This is a genomic window from Azospirillum sp. UENF 211521, from assembly GCF_058780535.1.
The window spans coordinates 118,639-132,861 of the sequence record NZ_JBSNCF010000003.1 but is presented as its reverse complement, the minus strand read 5'-3'; the positions used below and the strand labels follow the sequence as shown (position 1 = coordinate 132,861).

Here is a 14,223-nt window from a genome sequence, read left to right as displayed (position 1 = left end):
CGCTTATTTGTTTCAGCACCGGCGCACCGGCACAGCCGAAAGGGGACGGCGCCGGTGCGCCGCCCCATCGGCGTCAGCGCGCGGAGGGGCGCCCCAGCGGAGCCAGAGCGCTCGTCGGCACCGAATAGACCTTCACCGGCTCCGAGCGGGTGGACGGGCTGTAGGACACCGTCATCGGCGTGGTCATCGAGGCGGCCGGCGGCTGCGGCAGGTCCGCCACCGTCACGCGCTCCGGCGCCGCCGCTTTGCGCTCCGCCGGTTCGTCGCCGCGGGCGGCGACCGGGGCGGTCTTCGGCTCGGCCACCGTCGCGACCGGAGCCTTCTCCGACGGGGCCTTTTCGGAGGTCGTCGCGGGAACCAGGAGGTCCTGGAGGCGCGCCGTGCCTCCGGCCTTCTGCTGCCAGGCGCCCAGCCCGTCGGACACGGCCTGACGCAGGGTCGCGAGATCCTGGGACGGCACGGCCTCCGGCATCGGATCGACGCCCGCCGACACCATGACGCGGGCGTAGGCGTTCTGCAGGTCGGCGTAGACGAGATCGCGCCGCAGGTCGGAAACCAGCTCCGACACCTCGGCCTGGATCACGCTCATGTCGCCCTGCTGGCCGACCGTGCTGCTGTTGACGTACTGCTGCCGGATGCGGCGGTCGATCGAGGCCTGTTCGGCGTTGAGCGAGAACTCCTGCGCCAATTCGCGGAACTGCACCATCGCCACGCGCACCTGGCTCAGCACCGCCACGCTCAGCGCCTGACGGCGGAAGGCGACCAGCTCCTCCTGCGCCTTGGAGAAGGCGTGGGTGTCCGGCGCGGCGGCCAGGGACAGAATGTTCCACGACACCCGCGCTCCGTAATCGGCCCAGCGCTGGTTCAGAAGGAAGCTGTTGCTGTCGTAGTGCAGGCCGGCGTTCAGGTCGATGCCCGGCAGCAGCTTCAGCAGGGCGCGGCGCGTCTCGTCGGCGGTGATGCGGGCGTTGTAGGACTCCTCCAGCAGCTCCGGACGGTTGAGGAGCGCGTAGCTTTCCAGGGACTCGACCGAGGCGGTGATCGCCGGGACATCCTTGCCGCCAACGTCCGGCGGCATCTGGATGGTGAAGTTCTCACCCGGCGGCAGGCCCATCAGAGCGCCGAGCTGGGACTTGGCGGCAACCAGCTCGCGCCGCAGCGTCTGCAGCTGGCGCAGCGTGTCGACCAGCGCCCGCTGATAGGACAGGGTCTGCAGCGGTGCCTGGACGCGCTGGGCTTCCAGGGCGTTCGCGTTCTTGCGCGCCGCCTCGATCCGCTTCTCCAGCGGCTCGATCCGCTTCAGCAGCCGCTCCGCCGCGACCGTGCGCCAGTAGGAGGTGCGGACGTCCTGCAGGATGCCCTGGACGACGCGGCGCCGCCGCTCGTCGGCGATCAGGACGAGGTTGGAGTTCTGGCGGGCGCGCAGATAGCTGACGCCGAAATCGAGAATGTTCCAGGTGAAGCCCAGGTCGGCGGTCCGGCGGTGCCGGTCGGTGGCCGTGGTGCTCTCGCCGGTGCGGCGGCCGGTGGCGAGGTTGAGGCTTTCCGACCCGGATTCGTTGTCGCGTCCGGTGTAGCCCGCCCCCGCCACGAGGCGCGGCAGCATGTCGAACCGCGACAGGTCGAGCTGCTGGTTGGCGACCGCCATCTCCATCAGCTTCACACGTTCGTCGAGGTTGTACTTGATGGCCCGCGCCATCGCCTCGTGCATCGACACCGGGCCGGCGATCGGCTCCTGCGGCGACATGATGACCGACATGTCCTCGCGGAGGCGGGACACGTTCTCGTCATCGGTCAGCGGCTTCGGGCTGATGGAGCATCCGCTGGCGACCAGCGCGACGGCCGCCAGGGCGAAGGACGCGCGGGCCTTGTGGCCCCGCGGCCGGGGGAAGGAAGCGAACCGGGTCATTCTCGTCGGCAATCCATTTGGAAAGAAAAGCTCAAGCGGGGAAGGCGGCGATGGAAGGCGCGGACGGCGCTAGGCCGCCCGGCTTCCCGGAGGAACATGCGTGGTGAGCGCGGCGAGCAACGCCGCGCTCTGGGCGTCGGCGGCGCCATGGATCTGGGCGACCTGACGGGAGAAGGCCGGGCGAGCCAACGAGGTCCCGTCGAGGTCGGCGCGCGGACCGGGAGCCGGCGCCTGCCCGTCCGGCGCCGGCGGAGCGGAGCCGGGGTCACCGCCCGACGGCGCGTCGCCGGCCGGCGGCTGCCCCTGCGGCTGGCCTTGCCCCTGCGACCGACCTTGCGGGGCAGCCGAATTGGCGGGCCGGTTGCCCGGCGCGTTCTCGATGGTGGAGCTGGGGCCCGTCTGGCCGCCGGGCCGGTTGCCCGGGGCGCTGCCCAGCCCACCGGCCGCGGTGCCGGGACCGCCCGGGGCCGCGGGGCCGCCAGGAGCACCGCCGGAGGCCGCTCCGGCCGCGCTGCCCGGGCCGACGCCGCCGTTCAGACCGCCGTTGCCCGTTCCGGCGCCCGTCGCCGCGCCGCCGGCCGCCGGTCCACCCGTCGCCGGCCCGCCGGTGCCAAGGCCAGCGCCCGAAACGCCACCCGCCGGACCGCCGAACGCGCCGCCGGAGCCGGCACCCGGACCGGCGCCGAGCCCGCCCGCAGCGGCGCCGCCCAGGCCCGAATTGCCCAAACCCGAGCCGCCCAGGCTTGACCCACCCAGAGTCGAACCGCCACCAACGCCGCCGCCCAGAGCGCCCCCGAGGCCGCCGCCGCCGCTGACGACACCGCTCAACCCCGAATTGCTCGCTCCGCCGGTGCCGCCGCCCAGAACCCCGCTGGACGAACTCGCCGTGCCGCCGCCGGAGGGCGCCCCGCCCATCGCCGAGATGGTGATCGAACGCCCGGCATCGCTGCTGGTCGAGTTGCCGATGGCGCCGATGGTGATCGAACGCCCGGCGTCCGTGCTGCTGTTCCCGTTGCCGGCGGCGCCCCCGCTGCTGATCGACGAGCTGGTGATGACGCGGCCCGCGTCGCTGCTCGTCTGCAGGCCGGGCAGGGTCGGCGCGGTGCCCAGAGTCGGACCGGTCGTCTGCGTTAGCCCCGTCCCGGTCGCCGCTCCCACCGCGGAGTTGGACGAGGACGCCGCCGTCGTCGTGTTCCCGGTGGAGGCGGCGACCACCACGACCGGCGGTGGCGGAGGCGGCGCGACCGAATAGGTGGTCGTGCCGGCGTTGCCGGTGTTGCCCACGGCGTCACTCGCCTTGGCCGAGATCACATAGCTGCCGACGCTCAGGTCAGCGGCCAGCGCCAGCTGCCACGAACCAGTCGCGCCGGCGCGCGCGGTGCCGACCGCCTGCCCGTTGATCGTCACGCTGATCAGGCTGTTCGCCTCGGCGGTGCCCTGCACGACCGGCGTGCTGCCGGCGGTGGTGTTCAGGGTGACCGTCGGGGCGGCCGGCGGCGTGGTGTCGATGGTCAGGGTGGTGGCCGCCGACAGGCTGCTGACGTTGCCCGCCCGATCGGTGGCCTGCACCTGGAGGCTGTGCGTGCCGTCGGCCAACGCCGCCGTGAACTGGAAGGTCCAGGCGCCGTTGGCGTCGGCGACCGCCGTTCCGGCAACCTTGCCGTCGACCAGCAGGCTGACCGTGCTGCCGGCCTCCGTCGTTCCGGCGAGGGTCGGCGTCGCCATCCCGGAGATGCGCTCGCCCGCCGTGGCACCGGCGACGGTGGCGCTGGTCACCGACGGCGCGGGCGTCACCGGCACCGCGGTGTCGATCACCACGACCAGCGCGTCGGACGGATCGCTGACGATGCCGAACCGGTTGGTCGCCGTGGTCGTAACGCTGTGGGTTCCATCGGTCAGCGCCGTCTGGAGGCGATGGACCCAGAAGCCGTTCTCGTCGGCCACCGTGGTTCCAACCGCCTTGCCGTCCACCAGCACGGTGACCGTGGCGTTCGGCTCGGCGGTGCCGGACAGAGTCGGCCTCGTCACGTTGGTCAGCCGGTCCGTCGCCGACGCGCCGGAGTCGGACAGGCCGCTCAGCGCCGTCCCGACGGGCTTCGCCGGGATCGGGGTGTCGATGCGCACTTGGCTGGTGTCGCCCACCCCCTTCAGGGTCGTCACCAGCGGCCCCTGGGCCGCGTCCGTCACGATGGAGCCGTTCAGCGCCAGCCCCAGCACCGCGATGCCCTGCGGCGCGCGGTCGCCGACCGGAACGACGTAGTCGAACCGCAGCAGCGTAGCGGTGCTGCCCGCCGCGTTGTAGGCGGCATTGCGGATATCGCTGCCCACCGCCAGCTCGAGAACCGGAGCGCCGCCGTTGATGATCGACGCTTCGCTGAGCTGCACGAAGAAGCTCACCGTATCGCCCGGCAGATAGGTCCGCGCCGGCGGAGGCGTGACGCTGACCACCGACGGCGGCGTGCGGTCCACCGACACGTTGCGCGTCGCCTGGATCGGGTTGCCCGCCGAGTCGCTGAGGCTTGCGGTGATGGTGTAGCTGGCGCCGTCGGTCAGCGCCAGCAGGTCGGCGGACGGGACGGTCAGGCTCCAGCGGTTGCTGGTCACCGTCGTGCTGTAGGTCTTGCCGTTCAGCGTTACCGTGACCGTCTGACCGTCCTCGACACCGTTGGTGACGCCCGACACCGTCTGCCCCACGGCGCTGTCCGCCGCGTTCAGCACATTGTCGCCCGCCACGGTGGCGATGGCGAGAAGCGGCGTGGTGCGGTCGACCAGGATGCTGCGCGTCGCCTGGACTGCGGCGTTGCCCGCCACGTCCGTCAGATCGGCGGTGATGGCGTATGTGCCGCCGTCCGTCAGGCCCTGCAGGTCGGCGGAGGGGATGGCGAGGCTCCAGGCGTTGTTGGTCACCGTCGCGCTGTAGGTCTTGCCGTTCAGCGTCACCGTGACCGTCTGGCCGTCCTCGACCCCGGTCGTGGTGCCGGCCACCGTCTGGGGCACCGCGCTTTCCGCGGCGTTCAGCACATTGTCGCCCGTCACTGCGGTGATCGCGACGGTCGGCGCCGTGCGGTCGAAAGTGACGGTCCGCGTGGCGGAATCGGTGCTCTCCATCCCGGCGATCGCTTGGCGCACGGTGAAGTCAACCGCACCGTTGAACCCGGACACGTCGACGCCGGTGAAGCTGTAGACGCCCGACGCGTCGGCGGTGGCGGTCGCCAGCAGCGAACCGTTGGCGTAGAGCCGCACGGTCGTGTTGGCGTTGGCGCCACTGCCGTCGAAGGTAACGCTGCTCGCCTTGGTGATGTTGTCGGAATTGCTGATGCCCGTGTCCGAGCCGGGGGCGAGGCTCAAGGTGTTCGCCAGGGCCGCCGGGGTGATCGCGAGGCTGGCGGTGTCCGTGGCCGTGGAGAAGGCCGAGGTCCCGCCGCCGCCCGCCGTCGCCACCTTGGTCCCGGCGGTGCCGCTGCTCCGGTCCCAGGCGCGGAAGGTGATCGCCGCGCTGAGGATGCCCGCGTTGGCACCCGTCGGCTGATAGTAGAGCCGGTCGGTCGTGCGCAACAGAAGCGCGTTCCCGCTGTCGTTCACCGTGCCGACGGCGGTCCAGCTGGAGCCGCCGTCGGTGCTGTAGAACCAAGTGCCGCCTTCCGACACGTCCACGCCAACCAGCGCGATGCCGGTGACGGCGCCGCTGTCCACATCGGTCACGTTGGCGCCGAGCGCCACCAGGGACGACACGGCCACGCCGACGGCGCCGTTGGGCGCACCCGCGGCCTGGGCAACGCTGGGCAGGGTCAGGACGGTGTCGGTCAGCACGGGAGCGTCGTTTACCGCGCTCACGGCGAGCCCCGCCGTGGCGCTGTTGGTGCTGAACTGACGGCCCGCCCCCTGCCCGCCGTTCGCGGTGGTGTCGTTGCCGACCGTGGTCCCAGCCGTACCGCTGGTCTGATCCCACGCCTTGAAGGTGATGCCGTTGGCGACCGATCCGTTGTAATCGGTGTTCGGCACGAAGCGCACACGGTCGGTGCTGGCGAGCAGCAGGGCCGACGTGCCCGAGACGCCGGTGATGGCGGTCCAGCTCCCGGCCCCGGTCTTGTACTGCCACGTGCCGTTGGCGGTGTCGGTCGCGGTGATCGCGATGCCCAGGGCATTGCCGTCGACATCCGTGGCGGTGCCGGCGGAGGCCAGGATGGAGGCCACGGTGTCGCCGTTGTTGCCGGTGGCATCCTCGTCGATGGTGGTCAGGCTGCGCGCGTCGGTGCTCAGCACCGGCGCGCTGTTCAGGATCGCCGTGTACGTCGACGGGGCCGTCTGGACGCCGCCCTTGCCATCGTTGGCCGTCACCACCACGCGCAGATACTTGTGCGCGTCCGACGTCGTCAGGGTGTAGTTCGAGCTGGTCGCCCCGCTGATCGAGGCGGCGTTGGTGCCGTTGGTGTCGTCGGCACGGTACCATTGGTAGGTGAAGCTGCGACCATCACCGTCCGCGTCGCTCCAGGTGCCGTTGGTGGTCGACAGCGCGTTGCCCACCGTCGCGGTGCCGCTCACGCTGGGCACCGCGCTGTTCACCGGCGCGCTGTTGGTGATCTCGGTGTAGGCCGAGGTCGCCGTCTGGGTGCCGCCCTTGCCATCGTTGGCCGTCACCACGACGCGCAGGTACTTGTGAGCGTCCGACGTGGTCAGCGTGTAGTTCGAGCTGGTCGCCCCGCTGATCGAGGCCGCGTTGGTGCCGTTGGTGTCGTCAGCCCGATACCATTGGTAGGTGAAGCTCCGCCCGTCACCGTCCGCGTCGCTCCAGGTGCCGTTGGTGGTCGACAGCGCGTTGCCCACCGTCGCGGTGCCGCTCACGCTGGGCACCGCGCTGTTCACCGGCGCGCTGTTGGTGATCTCGGTGTAGGCCGAGGTCGCCGTCTGGGTGCCGCCCTTGCCATCGTTGGCCGTCACCACGACGCGCAGGTACTTGTGAGCGTCCGACGTGGTCAGCGTGTAGTTCGAGCTGGTCGCCCCGCTGATCGAGGCCGCGTTGGTGCCGTTGGTGTCGTCAGCCCGATACCATTGGTAGGTGAAGCTCCGGCCGTCACCGTCCGCGTCGCTCCAGGTGCCGTTCGTCGTGCTGAGAGCGTTGCCGACCGTCGCCGTGCCGCTCACGCTGGGCACCGCGCTGTTCACCGGCGCGCTGTTGGTGATCTCGGTGTAGGCCGAGGTCGCCGTCTGGGTGCCGCCCTTGCCGTCGTTCGCCGTCACCACGACGCGCAGGTACTTGTGAGCGTCCGACGTGGTCAGCGTGTAGTTCGAGCTGGTCGCCCCGCTGATCGAGGCCGCGTTGGTGCCGTTGGTGTCGTCAGCCCGATACCATTGGTAGGTGAAGCTCGGGCCGTCACCGTCCGCGTCGCTCCAGGTGCCGTTGGTGGTCGACAGCGCGTTGCCCACCGTCGCGGTGCCGCTCACGCTGGGCACCGCGCTGTTCACCGGCGCGCTGTTGGTGATCTCGGTGTAGGCCGAGGTCGCCGTCTGGGTGCCGCCCTTGCCATCGTTGGCCGTCACCACGACGCGCAGGTACTTGTGAGCGTCCGACGTGGTCAGCGTGTAGTTCGAGCTGGTCGCCCCGCTGATCGAGGCCGCGTTGGTGCCGTTGGTGTCGTCAGCCCGATACCATTGGTAGGTGAAGCTCCGGCCGTCACCGTCCGCGTCGCTCCAGGTGCCGTTCGTCGTGCTGAGAGCGTTGCCGACCGTCGCCGTGCCGCTCACGCTGGGCACCGCGCTGTTCACCGGCGCGCTGTTGGTGATCTCGGTGTAGGCCGAGGTCGCCGTCTGGGTGCCGCCCTTGCCGTCGTTCGCCGTCACCACGACGCGCAGATATTTGTGCGCGTCCGACGTGGTCAGCGTGTAGTTCGAGCTGGTCGCCCCGCTGATCGAGGCCGCGTTGGTGCCGTTGGTGTCGTCAGCCCGATACCATTGGTAGGTGAAGCTCCGGCCGTCACCGTCCGCGTCGCTCCAGGTGCCGTTCGTCGTGCTGAGAGCGTTGCCGACCGTCGCCGTGCCGCTCACGCTGGGCACCGCGCTGTTCACCGGCGCGCTGTTGGTGATCTCGGTGTAGGCCGAGGTCGCCGTCTGGGTGCCGCCCTTGCCGTCGTTCGCCGTCACCACGACGCGCAGATATTTGTGCGCGTCCGACGTGGTCAGCGTGTAGTTCGAGCTGGTCGCCCCGCTGATCGAGGCCGCGTTGGTGCCGTTGGTGTCGTCAGCCCGATACCATTGGTAGGTGAAGCTGCGACCATCGCCGTCCGCGTCGCTCCAGGTGCCGTTCGTCGTGCTGAGAGCGTTGCCGACCGTCGCCGTGCCGCTCACGCTGGGCACCGCGCTGTTCACCGGCGCGCTGTTGGTGATCTCGGTGTAGGCCGAGGTCGCCGTCTGGGTGCCGCCCTTGCCGTCGTTCGCCGTCACCACGACGCGCAGATATTTGTGCGCGTCCGACGTGGTCAGCGTGTAGTTCGAGCTGGTCGCCCCGCTGATCGAGGCCGCGTTGGTGCCGTTGGTGTCGTCAGCCCGATACCATTGGTAGGTGAAGCTCCGGCCGTCACCGTCCGCGTCGCTCCAGGTGCCGTTCGTCGTGCTGAGAGCGTTGCCGACCGTCGCCGTGCCGCTCACGCTGGGCACCGCGCTGTTCACCGGCGCGCTGTTGGTGATCTCGGTGTAGGCCGAGGTCGCCGTCTGGGTGCCGCCCTTGCCGTCGTTGGCCGTCACCACCACGCGCAGGTATTTGTGCGCATCGGACGTGGTCAGGGTGTAGTTCGAGCTGGTCGCCCCGCTGATCGAGGCCGCGTTGGTGCCGTTGGTGTCGTCGGCACGGTACCATTGGTAGGTGAAGCTGCGACCATCACCGTCCGCGTCGCTCCAGGTGCCGTTGGTGGTCGACAGCGCGTTGCCCACCGTCGCGGTGCCGCTCACGCTGGGCACCGCGCTGTTCACCGGCGCGCTGTTGGTGATCTCGGTGTAGGCCGAGGTCGCCGTCTGGGTGCCGCCCTTGCCATCGTTGGCCGTCACCACGACGCGCAGGTACTTGTGAGCGTCCGACGTGGTCAGCGTGTAGTTCGAGCTGGTCGCCCCGCTGATCGAGGCCGCGTTGGTGCCGTTGGTGTCGTCAGCCCGATACCATTGGTAGGTGAAGCTCCGGCCGTCACCGTCCGCGTCGCTCCAGGTGCCGTTCGTCGTGCTGAGAGCGTTGCCGACCGTCGCCGTGCCGCTCACGCTGGGCACCGCGCTGTTCACCGGCGCGCTGTTGGTGATCTCGGTGTAGGCCGAGGTCGCCGTCTGGGTGCCGCCCTTGCCGTCGTTCGCCGTCACCACGACGCGCAGGTACTTGTGAGCGTCCGACGTGGTCAGCGTGTAGTTCGAGCTGGTCGCCCCGCTGATCGAGGCCGCGTTGGTGCCGTTGGTGTCGTCAGCCCGATACCATTGGTAGGTGAAGCTCCGCCCGTCACCGTCCGCGTCGCTCCAGGTGCCGTTCGTCGTGCTGAGAGCGTTGCCGACCGTCGCCGTGCCGCTCACGCTGGGAACCACGCTGTTCACTGGCGCGCTGTTGGTGATCGCGGTGTAGGCGGAATAGGCGGTCGTCGTGTTGGAGTTGCCGTCGTTGGCGATCACCGCCACGCGCAGGTACTTGTGCGCGTCGGACGTCGTCAGCGTGTAGCTGGCGCCCGTCGCTCCGCTGATCGAGGCGGCATTGGTGCCGTTGGTGTCGTCCGCCCGGTACCACTGGTAGGTGTAGGTCAGCGAGTTGCCGTCGGGGTCGGTCCAGGTGCCGTTCCCCCGGGTCAACGCGTTGCCCACCGTCGCCGTCCCAGACACGGTCGGAACAACCGTGTTCACCGGCGCGCCGTTGCCCGCCGCCGTCACCTGCGACGAGTACACCGACGTCGCCGTCTGGGTGCCGCCCTTGCCGTCGTTGGCCGTCACCACCACACGCAGGTACTTGTTCAGGTCACCCGCCGCCAGCGTGTAGCTTGAGCTGGTCGCCCCGCTGATCGAGGCCGCGTTGGTGCCGTTGGTATCATCCGCCCGGTACCACTGGTAGGTATAGGTCTGGTTGTCGCCGTCCGCGTCGCTCCAGGTGCCGTTCGTGGTCGACAGCGCGTTGCCGACCGTCGCGGTGCCGCTCACGCTGGGCACCGCGCTGTTCACCGGCGCGCTGTTGGTGATCTCGGTGTAGGCCGAGGTCGCCGTCTGCGTGCCGCCCTTGCCGTCGTTGGCCGTCACCACCACGCGCAGGTACTTGTGCGCGTCCGACGTGGTCAGCGTGTAGTTCGAGCTGGTCGCCCCGCTGATCGAGGCCGCGTTGGTCCCGTTGGTGTCGTCAGCCCGGTACCACTGGTAGCTGAAGCTCCGCCCGTCGCCGTCGGCGTCGCTCCAGGTGCCGTTGGTCGTCGACAGAGCGTTGCCGACCGTCGCCGTGCCGCTCACGCTGGGCACCGCGCTGTTCACCGGCGCACTGTTGGTGATCTCGGTGTAGGCCGAGGTCGCCGTCTGCGTGCCGCCCTTGCCGTCGTTGGCCGTCACCACGACGCGCAGGTACTTGTGAGCGTCCGACGTGGTCAGCGTGTAGTTCGAGCTGGTCGCCCCGCTGATCGAGGCCGCGTTGGTGCCGTTGGTGTCGTCGGCACGGTACCATTGGTAGGTGAAGCTGCGACCATCACCGTCCGCGTCGCTCCAGGTGCCGTTGGTGGTCGACAGCGCGTTGCCGACCGTCGCCGTGCCGCTCACGCTGGGCACCGCGCTGTTCACCGGCGCGCTGTTCAGGATCGCCGTATAGGTGGAATAGGCGGTCGTCGTGTTGGAGTTGCCGTCGTTGGCAACCACCGCCACGCGCAGGTACTTGTGCGCGTCCGACGTCGTCAGCGTGTAGCTGGCGCCCGTCGCTCCGCTGATCGAGGCTGCGTTGGTCCCGTTGGTGTCGTCCGCCCGGTACCACTGGTAGGTGTAGGTCAGCGAATCACCGTCGGGGTCGGTCCAGGTGCCGTTCCCCCGGGTCAACGCGTTGCCCACCGTCGCCGTCCCAGACACGGTCGGAGCAACCGTGTTCACCGGCGCGCCGTTGCCCGCCGCCGTCACCTGCGACGAGTACACCGACGTCGCCGTCTGGGTGCCGCCCTTGCCGTCGTTCGCCGTCACCACCACACGCAGGTACTTGTTCAGGTCACCCGCCGCCAGCGTGTAGCTTGAGCTGGTCGCCCCGCTGATCGAGGCCGCGTTGGTGCCGTTGGTGTCGTCCGCCCGGTACCACTGGTAGGTGTAGGTCTGGTTGTCGCCGTCCGCGTCGCTCCAGGTGCCGTTGGTGGTCAACAGCGCGTTGCCGACCGTCGCCGTGCCGCTCACGCTCGGCACCGCGCTGTTCACCGGCGTGCTGTTGGTGATCTCGGTGTAGGCGGAATAGGCGGTCGTCGTGTTGGAGTTGCCGTCGTTGGCGACCACCGCCACGCGCAGATACTTGTGCGCGTCGGACGTTGTCAGCGTGTAGCTGGCGCCCGTCGCTCCGCTGATCGAGGCTGCGTTGGTCCCGTTGGTGTCGTCGGCCCGGTACCACTGGTAGGTGTAACTCAGCGAATCACCGTCGGGGTCGGTCCAGGTGCCGGTCCCACCGCTCAGGGCGTTGCCCACCGTCGCCGTGCCGCTCACATTCGGCACCACGCTGTTCACCGGTGCACCGTTGGAGGGTGAGCCCCCCCAAGGGTGATGGAACTGGTCCGCGCGGTGCTGGTCGTTTCGCCGTCGTTGACGGTGACCGTCGCGGTACGGGTGCCCGCCGTGGCGCTGCCGGCGGTGTTCTTGTACTGGATGAGTTGGATCACCGCCTGATAGCCCGCCACGCTGGACGCACCCCGCAGGGTGATCGTCGACGTATCGTTGCCGGTGACGCTGATGCCGTAGGTCTTGGCCGTCGCCACGGAGGCCGCCAGCATGCTCAGCACTTCCGCGCCGCCGTCCGACGTGCCGGACAGGGCGATGGTGGCGCCGAGCAGGCGGGTGTCGCTGTCCGTCTGGGCCAGAACGGCGTTTGGAGCGATCAGCACGCCGGAAGCGGGGGTGGAGGTGCTGACGGACTCCCCTGTGCCGGCGCCCGCCCCGTTCAGGTCGACGGTCGGATCGCCCGCGTTCCAATGCACCTCGTAAGCGCCGAGGTCGAGGGCACCATCACGGATGCGGTCGATTCCGCGGATGTCGTAGCTGCCGCCGTAGCGGTTCGCGTTGCTGCTATCGCCGGCGTTGATGAAGGTCGTCGCGGTCGAGGCCGGACGATAATCGCGCAGGCTCTTTGTGGCGTTGGTGGAGTCGACAAAGATCGCGTTGCCGGTGATGGCGCCCTGATAATTGTTGCCTGCGTTCAGAGTGATCTTGTCACTGTTGTAAATGATGGCGTTCGGATCGGCAAAACTCGTCCCGCCAAGGCTACCGGAATTCCCCGCAATGATCGTGTTATAAACGTTCACGGTTGCCGATGCACCGGAATAGGTGCCGATGCCTGACGTCTTGACACTGGTAGCGCCGGAATCATTGTTAACATAGCTGTTGTTGACAATGGTGACGTTGCGTATGTTTACCGTATAGGCAGCGGTGTTGTGGGTTTGCGCAATAATGGAGCCCGGATAGAGAGCCGAATTCGAGCCCATGTTCATGACGTAGCTGTTGTCTGCAAACAGACTGTTCTCGATCGTCAGCGTGTCGTTCACCTGCGTGCGGACGACCGCGAAGCCCGCCGTACCGACCACCACACCTGTGTTGTCGCGAAAAACCGAGTTTTTGATCGTCACGGATGTGGACGCGGTGGTCGTGACGATGACGTTGTTCAGGTTGTCCTTGAAGGTCGCGCCATCCACTTCGAGCGACCCGTTCTGCACCGTCAGCGGGCCCTGCAGGGCGGAGCCCGAATAAAAGCGCTCCATAATCACGTTCTTGACCGTCAACGTCTTGCCGGCCGCATTGAAGAGGATGCCCCGGTAGTCCGTCGTTGCGGGCACGGTGCCGGTGTTGGCGCCGGAGATCGTGATGTCGGCGATACCGTCGCCGTCCACGTCGCCGTTGATCGTGAAGTTCTGAGCCGCCGCTGTCAGGAGACTTGTCGTGACGCCCAGGGAAATCTTGCTGGACACCAGCGTCGAGCTGAACTCGATCACGTCCCCGGCGGCCGCGTTCGTGATCGCATGGTTCAACGATCCCGCCGTCGTTCCGGTTGCCGAGGTGACGACAACGGTTCCCAGCCGGCCGCTGAAGGTCTCCATGGATGCGCGGGCGAAGGGAGTCGCCGCCTCGATGGCCCCGCTTTGCACCTCCAGCGACCAGTTCTGGCCGGCGGCGTTGCCGGTCTCGTCGCTGGACACCGCCACGTCGGCCCCGGTGAGCCGATGGATCGTCTGGACGAACTCCTGCCCCGCCTGACCGGCGCCCACATTGCAGGCGTAGAAAAGAAGATCGCCGCCGGGCTTCAGCGCGGCGCCGATCGCCTGGAGATCCTGGGCGCGATTCGCCAAGCCGTCCGCCCAATAGGCGCGGCCGGCGATGTAGAGATGGCCCTCGTTGCCGTGGCTGACGACCTGGACGGAATCAAGGCCGGACATCCCCGACAGCGCCTTCGCCATCTGGCCGAGCGCCTCCTGCTGGGGGTCGAGCAGGACGACCTTGGCATCGGGCGCGATGTCCTTGAGCAGCGTCTGGTAGTCGGACACGCTGGTGTCGACGAACACCACCGACCGGGCCGGTCCCTGGAGCCCGGCGAGCCGCGCCGTCACCGCCGCGGGCTCGGTGAGCGACGGGGCGGAGGCCGCCGGAGGCGACGCCGCGGCGGGAACGGTCGAACTCCTTGACGGCCCAATCGGCCAGCTTGTCGGCATCGGTGGCTTTGCCGGCGCCCTTGTCGCCCGGCGCGGGCTGGTCGGGTTGATGATGGACCTCCGCGGCGGTGGCGGCACCCGCAGCGTCGAACATGAAGCGCGGCTCGAGAGCCATCGCGAACATCGATGAGGACGGCTTATGCGTCTTGCCGGGCCGCCCAGTCTCACCGTTGCCGTTCGAACCACGCTTGCGCGCCATCATCCGTCTCCCGCCATACGCGACACCGCCCGACCGTAAGCCGAAGGCAGTCACCAAAAAGTGAATAGCTTGCAGAAGAGTACCACCTTTTCGCAGTGGTTGACAGCGCGTGTGTCTATAAAGACAGCAAAAGAGGCGACCGATTTGCATCGATTCGCGTCATTGGGGAGAGGAGAGCGTCATAAATCGACGCATTTGTTTCTGTACAGCGAACTCTATTTCATTGCTGAAACGAAAGC

General features: G+C 68.8%; 4 protein-coding genes. 1 reads left to right on the top strand and 3 read right to left on the bottom strand.

The window, feature by feature from the left end; translation table 11 throughout:
- Positions 1-73 precede the first annotated feature (73 nt).
- From ACWPN5_RS25495 to ACWPN5_RS25485, 3 genes are all read right to left on the bottom strand, one after another.
- On the bottom strand, positions 74-1,909 hold the full coding sequence (locus ACWPN5_RS25495; protein WP_492298149.1) for a TolC family protein: 1,836 nt from the start codon (positions 1,907-1,909) through the stop codon (positions 74-76).
- A 69-nt stretch (positions 1,910-1,978) separates the two neighbouring features.
- Positions 1,979-11,596 (bottom strand): beta strand repeat-containing protein, encoded by a 9,618-nt coding sequence (locus ACWPN5_RS25490; RefSeq protein WP_492298147.1) that lies wholly within the window; start codon positions 11,594-11,596, stop codon positions 1,979-1,981.
- Complete coding sequence (locus ACWPN5_RS25485; RefSeq protein WP_492298145.1) at positions 11,593-13,641, bottom strand: DUF4347 domain-containing protein; 2,049 nt, start codon at positions 13,639-13,641, stop codon at positions 11,593-11,595. Before ACWPN5_RS25485 ends, ACWPN5_RS25490 begins: the two co-directional genes overlap by 4 nt.
- Between ACWPN5_RS25485 and ACWPN5_RS25480 the strand changes: the two genes are divergently transcribed.
- The gene (locus ACWPN5_RS25480; protein ID WP_492298144.1) at positions 13,625-13,915 is read left to right on the top strand and encodes a hypothetical protein; all 291 of its coding nucleotides are present in this window, start codon (positions 13,625-13,627) and stop codon (positions 13,913-13,915) included. The genes ACWPN5_RS25485 and ACWPN5_RS25480 overlap by 17 nt on opposite strands.
- Positions 13,916-14,223 lie beyond the last annotated feature (308 nt).